9 protein-coding genes are annotated in these 7,509 nt (G+C 36.2%); 3 read left to right on the forward strand and 6 right to left on the reverse strand.

Features of this window, described 5'->3' with window-relative positions:
- The first annotated feature begins 52 nt into the window (after positions 1-52).
- Positions 53-1,210: a prephenate dehydratase gene (gene pheA, locus HMPREF2644_RS03955; protein WP_014550927.1), complete on the forward strand. Its 1,158-nt coding sequence runs from the start codon at positions 53-55 to the stop codon at positions 1,208-1,210.
- A 43-nt stretch (positions 1,211-1,253) separates the two neighbouring features.
- Here pheA and rapZ read toward each other — a convergent pair whose 3' ends face one another.
- The 6 genes from rapZ to yjgA are packed head-to-tail and all read right to left on the reverse strand — an operon-like array spanning position 1,254 to position 5,055.
- Positions 1,254-2,111 carry an RNase adapter RapZ gene (gene rapZ, locus HMPREF2644_RS03960; protein ID WP_005686449.1) on the reverse strand — a complete coding sequence of 286 codons (858 nt, stop codon included), beginning with the start codon at positions 2,109-2,111 and terminating at the stop codon, positions 1,254-1,256.
- A 17-nt stretch (positions 2,112-2,128) separates the two neighbouring features.
- The gene (ptsN, locus tag HMPREF2644_RS03965; protein ID WP_014550926.1) at positions 2,129-2,623 is read right to left on the reverse strand and encodes a PTS IIA-like nitrogen regulatory protein PtsN; all 495 of its coding nucleotides are present in this window, start codon (positions 2,621-2,623) and stop codon (positions 2,129-2,131) included.
- Positions 2,624-2,625: 2 nt separating this feature from the next.
- Entirely contained in the window at positions 2,626-3,351 is a 726-nt protein-coding gene (gene lptB / locus HMPREF2644_RS03970) for an LPS export ABC transporter ATP-binding protein (protein WP_005686454.1), read from the reverse strand.
- A gap of 3 nt (positions 3,352-3,354) precedes the next feature.
- On the reverse strand, positions 3,355-3,873 hold the full coding sequence (lptA, locus tag HMPREF2644_RS03975; protein WP_005661318.1) for a lipopolysaccharide transport periplasmic protein LptA: 519 nt from the start codon (positions 3,871-3,873) through the stop codon (positions 3,355-3,357).
- A complete protein-coding gene (gene lptC / locus HMPREF2644_RS03980; protein ID WP_005647563.1) occupies positions 3,854-4,468 on the reverse strand; it encodes an LPS export ABC transporter periplasmic protein LptC in 615 nt (204 codons plus the stop codon). Before lptC ends, lptA begins: the two co-directional genes overlap by 20 nt.
- Before the next feature lie 50 nt (positions 4,469-4,518).
- Complete coding sequence (yjgA, locus tag HMPREF2644_RS03985) at positions 4,519-5,055, reverse strand: ribosome biogenesis factor YjgA (RefSeq protein ID WP_005651852.1); 537 nt, start codon at positions 5,053-5,055, stop codon at positions 4,519-4,521.
- An 88-nt stretch (positions 5,056-5,143) separates the two neighbouring features.
- Between yjgA and pmbA the strand changes: the two genes are divergently transcribed.
- Positions 5,144-6,499 carry a metalloprotease PmbA gene (gene pmbA / locus HMPREF2644_RS03990; protein WP_005686457.1) on the forward strand — a complete coding sequence of 452 codons (1,356 nt, stop codon included), beginning with the start codon at positions 5,144-5,146 and terminating at the stop codon, positions 6,497-6,499.
- A 374-nt stretch (positions 6,500-6,873) separates the two neighbouring features.
- Complete coding sequence (gene hpt / locus HMPREF2644_RS03995) at positions 6,874-7,413, forward strand: hypoxanthine phosphoribosyltransferase (RefSeq protein WP_070828246.1); 540 nt, start codon at positions 6,874-6,876, stop codon at positions 7,411-7,413.
- Positions 7,414-7,509 lie beyond the last annotated feature (96 nt).

Raw genomic sequence — 7,509 nt, forward strand, 5'->3', positions numbered from 1 at the left:
GAATGTACTAAAAGTGCGGTCAATTTCGTGGGATTTTTTATAAGGAAGCATTATGGCATTAGAATTATCTGACATTCGCCAACAAATTACGCAAATAGATCGTAGTTTATTAAAATTACTTTCTGAGCGTCATCGTTTAGCTTTCGATGTAGTGAGAAGTAAAGAGATCTCGCAAAAATCTTTACGTGATGTAGAGCGAGAACAGCAACTTTTACAAGAACTAGTGCAATTTGCAGAAAATGAAAATTATCAGCTTGAAGCACAATATATCACTTCAATTTTCCAAAAAATCATTGAAGACTCGGTATTGACCCAGCAAGTCTATTTGCAGAATAAACTTAATGAACAACGTAATCAAAATTTACATATCGCTTTTTTAGGTAAACGAGGTTCTTATTCTAATTTAGCTGCACGTAGTTATGCTGCTCGTTATCAAAAACAATTTGTAGAACTAGGATGTCAGTCTTTTGAGCAAGTATTTGAAAAAGTTCAGACTGAAGAAGCTGACTTTGGTGTGTTACCTTTAGAAAATACAACATCGGGTGCAATTAATGAAGTTTATGATTTACTTCAGCATACTGATTTATCATTAGTGGGAGAGTTGGCATATCCAATCAAACATTGCGTACTTGTCAATGATAAGACAGATTTGAACCAAATTGATACGTTGTATAGTCATCCTCAAGTGATTCAACAATGTAGTCAATTTATTCATAGCCTTGATCGCGTGCATATTGAATATTGCGAAAGTAGTTCACACGCAATGCAATTAGTCGCAAGTTTGAATAAACCTAATATTGCAGCATTGGGCAATGAAGACGGTGGAAAATTGTATGGACTTAGTGTATTAAAAACTAATATTGCTAATCAAGAGAACAATATTACGCGTTTTATTGTGGTGGCTAAAGAGCCTCGCGAAGTTTCATCACAGATTCCCACAAAGACCTTATTATTAATGACAACTTCACAGCAAGCTGGTGCGTTAGTGGATGCTTTATTGGTGTTTAAAAAGCATCAAATCAATATGACAAAACTGGAATCTCGACCGATTTATGGTAAGCCTTGGGAAGAAATGTTTTATCTAGAAATTGAAGCAAATATTCATCATCCAGATACAAAACAGGCTTTGGAAGAACTAAAAAATTATAGTAATTACTTAAAGATTTTAGGCTGTTATCCTAGTGAGATTGTAAAGCCTGTGAGTGTATAAAAAAGTGCGGTCAATAAAAATAATGTTTTTATGACCTCACTTTTTATATTTTTTTGTTCCGTTCTAAAGATTTATGTTGAATTTTCACCGTTTTTCCTTTGGCTTGAAAATATTCGCCTAATTGCTGGGCAATATAAACGGAGCGATGTTTTCCCCCAGTACATCCGATGGCAATCGTCAAATAGCTACGGTTATTTTTTTCTAACATCGGCAACCAAGTATCAATGTAATGACGAGTGAGATAAATAAATTCATTGACTTCTGTATGACTATTTAGAAATTCTGCGACAGGGGCTTCTAATCCAGTCATTGGGCGTAATGTTGGATCCCAATGGGGGTTAGGTAAAAATCGTACATCGAAAACATAATCCGCATCTAAAGGAATCCCATATTTAAAACCAAAAGATTCAACAATAATTTTTAATTCTTTTTCACTATTACCGCGTAAAAATTCGTGTAATCGCTCTGCAAGACTATGCGTAGAAAGATGGGTGGTATCAAGAATAAGATTTGCGTGTTGAATCAATGGTTCAAGATAGCAATATTCTTCATCAATTGCGGCTTCAAGAGATAAATCTTTTAATGAAAGCGGGTGCAAACGGCGTGAATCGCTATATCGGCGAATCAGGGTGGCACGATCAGCCTCTAAGAAAATGATTTTAATCTGATGATGCTTTTGTAATGTTGAAAGGGTTTGCTTAAGAGAATGAGCGGAGTTTGGAATATTACGAATATCAAGACTGATGGCGACAGATGATTGGGATTGAGATAGAATATCAGTCAATTGAGGAAGCAAATCTAAAGGAATATTATCAACACAATAATATCCGGCATCTTCTAATGCTCGTAAGGCTACAGATTTTCCTGCGCCAGAACGTCCACTAATAATGATAATTTCCATAAGTTTCCCCACTGTAATTATTCTTTCACTTCTTCAAGTGTCGTTTCTGATTGATCGGTAATTTCAAAAACTTGCCAAATTTCATTCGCACTTTTGGCTGATCGTAATTGTTTCAACACATTTTTATCAGTCAGTTTTTCTATTAATGATGCTAAAATTGGAATGTAGGTTTCACATTGATTTTCTGGAATCAGCAAGGCAAAGATTAAATCCACTGGTTTACCATCAAAAGCATCGTAATCAATCGGATTATCGAGTTGCATAAACACTGCAATTGTTTTATCTGATACTATTACGGGGATTTTCGCTTTTGGCATTGCAATCCCATTTCCTAAACCAGAATTCCCCAGTTTTTCACGTTCAAAAAGGCATTCAAAACAGGCTTGTTCGCCTTGTTCTGCAAGGATTTGTTCTTCTACAAAATGCGCAATAGACTCAAATAATCGTTTTTTGCTAGAAAAACTAACGCCCTGACGAATATTTTCAGGGCTTAATAGTTCAGTTATTTTCATTTTTATAATTTGAATTGTTCGCCAAGATAAACGCGTTTAACCTGTTCATCGTTCATCACTTGTTCTGGTGTGCCTGTTGCGATAATTTTACCTGCGCCAACAATATAAGCACGTTCGCAAACATCAAGGGTTTCACGAACATTATGGTCAGTAATTAATACACCTAATCCACGATTGCGCAAATCAGTAATAATTTTCTTAATATCGCTCACAGAAATAGGATCTACACCAGCAAAAGGTTCGTCTAATAGAATAAATTTTGGATTTGCTGCTAAGGCTCGTGCGATTTCTACACGGCGACGTTCTCCGCCTGATAAGGCTTGCCCTAAATTATCTCGAATATGACTAATGTTAAATTCTTCAATTAATTCATCTGCTTTTTCGCGACGTTGTTGTAGGGTTAAATCTTTACGAATTTCCAATACCGCCATCAAATTTTCATAGACAGTCAAACGGCGAAAAATCGAGGCTTCTTGCGGTAAATAACCAATGCCACGTTGCGCACGATTATGCATTGGGAGCAAACTAATATCTTCGCCATCAATAACAATTTTACCTTGATCTTGGCGAACAAGCCCAACGACCATATAGAAAGTTGTTGTTTTACCTGCACCGTTTGGCCCGAGTAAACCAACAATTTCATTAGAGTTTACAGTTAAACTGACATCCGAAACAACTTTACGACTTTTGTAGCTTTTAGCTAAATTCTCTGCAGTCAAAATTGACATAGATTACTTCCCTTTAGCTTGTTGTAATTGAGATGGAATAAGAACTGTTGTTACCCGTGATTTTCCATTACCATTAGCTTTAAGTTGTTGTTTTTTCACATCATAGGTAATAACACTGCCATTAATTTTACTATCAAGCTGCTTTAATTCGGCATTGTTAGTTAATGTTAAAAATTCGTTACCAAGATCATAATGAACTTTATTTGCTTTTCCATCCACTGGCTTACCATTATCTAACTGTTGATGGAATGTGACTGGCGTGCCGAATGCTTCTACAGTTTCTTTTTTCCCTGATTTTTCAGCAGGACGAGTGATGACAACTTTATTTGCTTTGATAACAATAGACCCCTGTGTAATTACCACATTATCTGTGAATGTCACTACACTTTTTTCCATATCTAAGGATTGATTATCCGAAACAATATTTATCGGCTGATTAACATCACCTTTCAATGCAAAAGCTGAACTTGATGCTAATACCATCGTTGCAAGAAAAAGAATTTTATTGCTTACTAACTTCATAATATGTTTTTACCTGTTCCTTTAATGTCGCCACTTGTTGGCGTAAATTTCCGACTAATTTTAATCCTGTAGAACTAAAATTTTTACCCTTAATTTTAACCTGTGTTTCGGAAGTCATATCCTGTGTTTTCAAATTGACGACCGCTGATTCTGTTTCAATGCGTTGCAAACGTGAATCTGATGTTAAATTTTGCGCGACGACATTACCCTCTAAATACAATATTTGATCTTTTGTCAATCTTGCTTGATTTGCACTTAATTTCCAGCTTTGTGTGCTAAAAAAATCTACATTTTGATTGGCATTTTTTTCCTCTTCCTTTTCATTTGATGTTGTGGGATATAAATAAACTAAAGGCGCGGTAAAAAGGGTTTGTTCATTGACTGTATAATGCTCAATTTTATCGGATAAAGCCAAATATTGTTTTTTACCATCAGGGAAAAAAACCGTAGTTTCCATTTTATAACCCACATAATCAGGACTATCTGGCTTTTTCACCAGTTCAGATAAATCTGCGGTTTCCTGATTTAAGGAATAAAACCACGCCAAAGCACAAAGTGCGATAACGCCCAAAATTACATTCCAACGAATATTCATTTTTATTTCAATCACTTATCCACAAAGTGCGGATGAAAATTTCAATGTTTTTAATCTTCCAACATTAATACCTTGAGCATTTGATAAATTTCTCGATAGGCTTTCGATGGTTTATTTTGCTCCAGTTCTTTTTGTGCAGAACGAATCAGATTGCGTAGTTGCTGACGATCGCCATTAGGATAATCATTTAATAAATCTGTTAAAGCCACATCGCCTTTTTCCACCAATTCATCGCGCACTTTTTCGATTTTATGTAGCATAGCTTGTTGTTGGTTATGCTTATTTTCAATTTTATCTAAGGCTTCACGAATGGGTTCAACATCAATTCCTCGAAATAATTTGCCGATATACTGTAATTGACGGCGACGAGCTTCTTTTTGTAAACGCTGTGCAAGTTCAATGGCATCAAGTAAGGATTCATCAAGTGGGATTTTGGCAAGATTAGCTTTGGTTAAATTGACAATCTTTTCGCCAAGTTGTTTTAAATCTTCCGCATCGCGTTTGATTTCGCTTTTACTCACCCAAATAATTTCTTCTTGATCTTCATCTTCCCAATCGAAAACTTCTTTTTTCTTACGTTTTGCCATTTTTTATCCTTTATAAAAATTGGTGCACATTTTACCATAAACTTTGAAAATAAGATAAAATGTTGAAAATTTTTAATAGGAAAAAATAATGAAAACAGCTGAAAATTCAACCGCACTTTTAAAAGCACAAGAACAAGAATTACGTCAAGCCGTCAGTTTTGCAGTGGCGTTAGCAACGAAAGCTGGCGCGAGTGCAGAAGTCGCGGTCACTAAAGTGAGCGGTTTATCTGTATCTGCTCGTTTGCAAGAAATTGAAAACGTAGAATTTACTAATGATGGTGCATTGGGGATTTCTGTTTATATGGGGCAACAAAAAGGCAATGCCTCGACTTCCGATTTAAGCGAAAGCGCAATTAAAAATGCAGTGGAAGCCGCACTTGCTATTGCAAAATACACCTCGCCTGATGATTGCACAGGGTTGGCTGATAAAGATCTAATGGCTTTTGATGCGCCTGATTTAGAGCTTTATCATGCTGCTGATGTGGATGTTGATAAAGCAACAGAACTTGCACTTCAGGCTGAAAAGGCGGCTTTAGAGGCGGATGAACGTATTATAAATAGTAATGGCGCAAGTTTTAATTCACATACAGGCGTGAAAGTGTATGGTAATAGTCACGGTATGTTGCAAAGTTATTTATCAAGCCGTTATTCTTTATCTTGTTCGGTTATTGGTGGCGTAGAAGCTGCCTTAGAAAATGATTACGAATATACAATTTCTCGTGAATTCGACAAACTCCAATCGCCAATTTGGGTCGGAGAAAATTGTGCAAAGAAAGTCGTTTCTCGTTTAAATCCTCAAAAATTGAGTACACGAGAAGTGCCTGTCATTTTCTTAAATGATGTTGCAACTGGTCTTATTTCTCACTTTGCCGCTGCAATAAGTGGTGGCAGTTTATATAGAAAATCGAGTTTCTTGCTCGATCATTTAGGCAAACAGGTCTTACCAGATTGGTTCAATATCAGTGAGAGACCACATTTATTACGTCGTTTGGCTTCAACGCCTTTTGATAGTGAAGGTGTTCGTACGCAAGATCGTGAAATTGTTGAAGGCGGGATATTACAAACTTATTTAGTGACAAGCTACAGTGGTAAAAAACTTGGTATGCCAAGTACAGGGCATGCTGGAGGCATTCACAACTGGCTTGTTAAGCCAAATTTAACGGGAGGATTGACCGCACTTTTACATCAAATGGGAACGGGATTGTTAGTAACAGATGTGATGGGACAAGGTGTCAATATCGTTACAGGCGATTATTCCCGTGGTGCATCAGGTTTTTGGGTGGAAAATGGTGAAATTCAGTATCCAGTGGCTGAAATTACCATTGCAGGGCAACTACAAGATATGCTGAAAAATATGGTTGCTGTAGCCGATGATATAGAGCATCGTTCTAACATTCAAACGGGTTCTATTTTGTTAGATAAAATGAAAATTTCAGGAAATTAAGAATATTTTTGAAATTGAGAATAATTCTTATTGACAATGAATAAATATCTGTTACTATACACACATCTGTTAAGCGATTGCAGGTTGCTCCAACAGGTAGAGTAGAAAGTAAATTCGTTAGGGTTCAAAAAGGCTGAAGGTTTAAACTTCAGTCTTTTTTATTTTTTGATTTTTTATTCGCCAAAGGAAGTTTTTCAGTTTATAGGCTGGGCTTTAGCCCACCCTACAACTAATTAAAAACGTGGTGTCGCGGGATATAACAAACTCGTGGGCTAATGTAGGGCAGGAATACAAAGGCTGAAGGTTTAAACTTCAGCCTTTTTTTTGTAAAATAGCAAACGATTTTATCCCCTATCATTTCATAAGGAAACACAATGAAAAAACACCACGTAGATGTTTTAATCTCAGAGAATGATGTTCATGCGCGTATTGCTGAATTAGGTGCTCAAATTACAAAATTTTATCAAGAAAAACAGATCGATAGCCTTGTTGTCGTAGGGCTTTTACGTGGTTCCTTTATGTTTATGGCGGATATCGTTCGTCAGATAAATTTACCTGTGGAAATTGAATTTATGACAACTTCAAGTTATGGCACAGGTATGACCACGAATCACGACGTTCGTATTACCAAAGATTTGGACGGCGATATAAAAGGTAAACACGTTTTAATTGTGGAAGATATTATTGATACGGGTTATACCTTGGAAAAAGTGCGTGATATTTTGAATTTACGTGAGCCTGCGAGCCTTACAATTTGTACGTTACTTGATAAACCTTCTCGCCGCGAAGTGGAAGTGCCTGTTGAATGGGTTGGTTTTGACATTCCTGATGAATTTGTGGTGGGGTATGGTATCGATTACGCGCAACGCCATCGTAATTTAGGCTATATCGGTAAAGTTGTTTTAGAAGAATAATTTGATTTTATTGAAAAGTGCGGTTGAAATTTTAAATGAATTTTTAGCCGAACTTTTTTATATTATTTCATTTCATTTCATTTCATTTCATTTCAT

This window comes from Haemophilus sp. HMSC071C11 (genome assembly GCF_001837655.1).
GTDB classification, from domain to species: Bacteria; Pseudomonadota; Gammaproteobacteria; order Enterobacterales; family Pasteurellaceae; genus Haemophilus; species Haemophilus influenzae.

Coding starts and splice junctions, on each gene's coding strand:
- rapZ (WP_005686449.1), bottom strand. CDS start 2,111: ATGGAAATTATCATTATTAGTGGACGTTCTGGCGCAGGAAAATCTGTA.
- lptA (WP_005661318.1), bottom strand. CDS start 3,873: ATGAAGTTAGTAAGCAATAAAATTCTTTTTCTTGCAACGATGGTATTA.
- pheA (WP_014550927.1), top strand. CDS start 53: ATGGCATTAGAATTATCTGACATTCGCCAACAAATTACGCAAATAGAT.
- ptsN (WP_014550926.1), bottom strand. CDS start 2,623: ATGAAAATAACTGAACTATTAAGCCCTGAAAATATTCGTCAGGGCGTT.
- hpt (WP_070828246.1), top strand. CDS start 6,874: ATGAAAAAACACCACGTAGATGTTTTAATCTCAGAGAATGATGTTCAT.
- lptB (WP_005686454.1), bottom strand. CDS start 3,351: ATGTCAATTTTGACTGCAGAGAATTTAGCTAAAAGCTACAAAAGTCGT.
- pmbA (WP_005686457.1), top strand. CDS start 5,144: ATGAAAACAGCTGAAAATTCAACCGCACTTTTAAAAGCACAAGAACAA.
- yjgA (WP_005651852.1), bottom strand. CDS start 5,055: ATGGCAAAACGTAAGAAAAAAGAAGTTTTCGATTGGGAAGATGAAGAT.
- lptC (WP_005647563.1), bottom strand. CDS start 4,468: ATGAATATTCGTTGGAATGTAATTTTGGGCGTTATCGCACTTTGTGCT.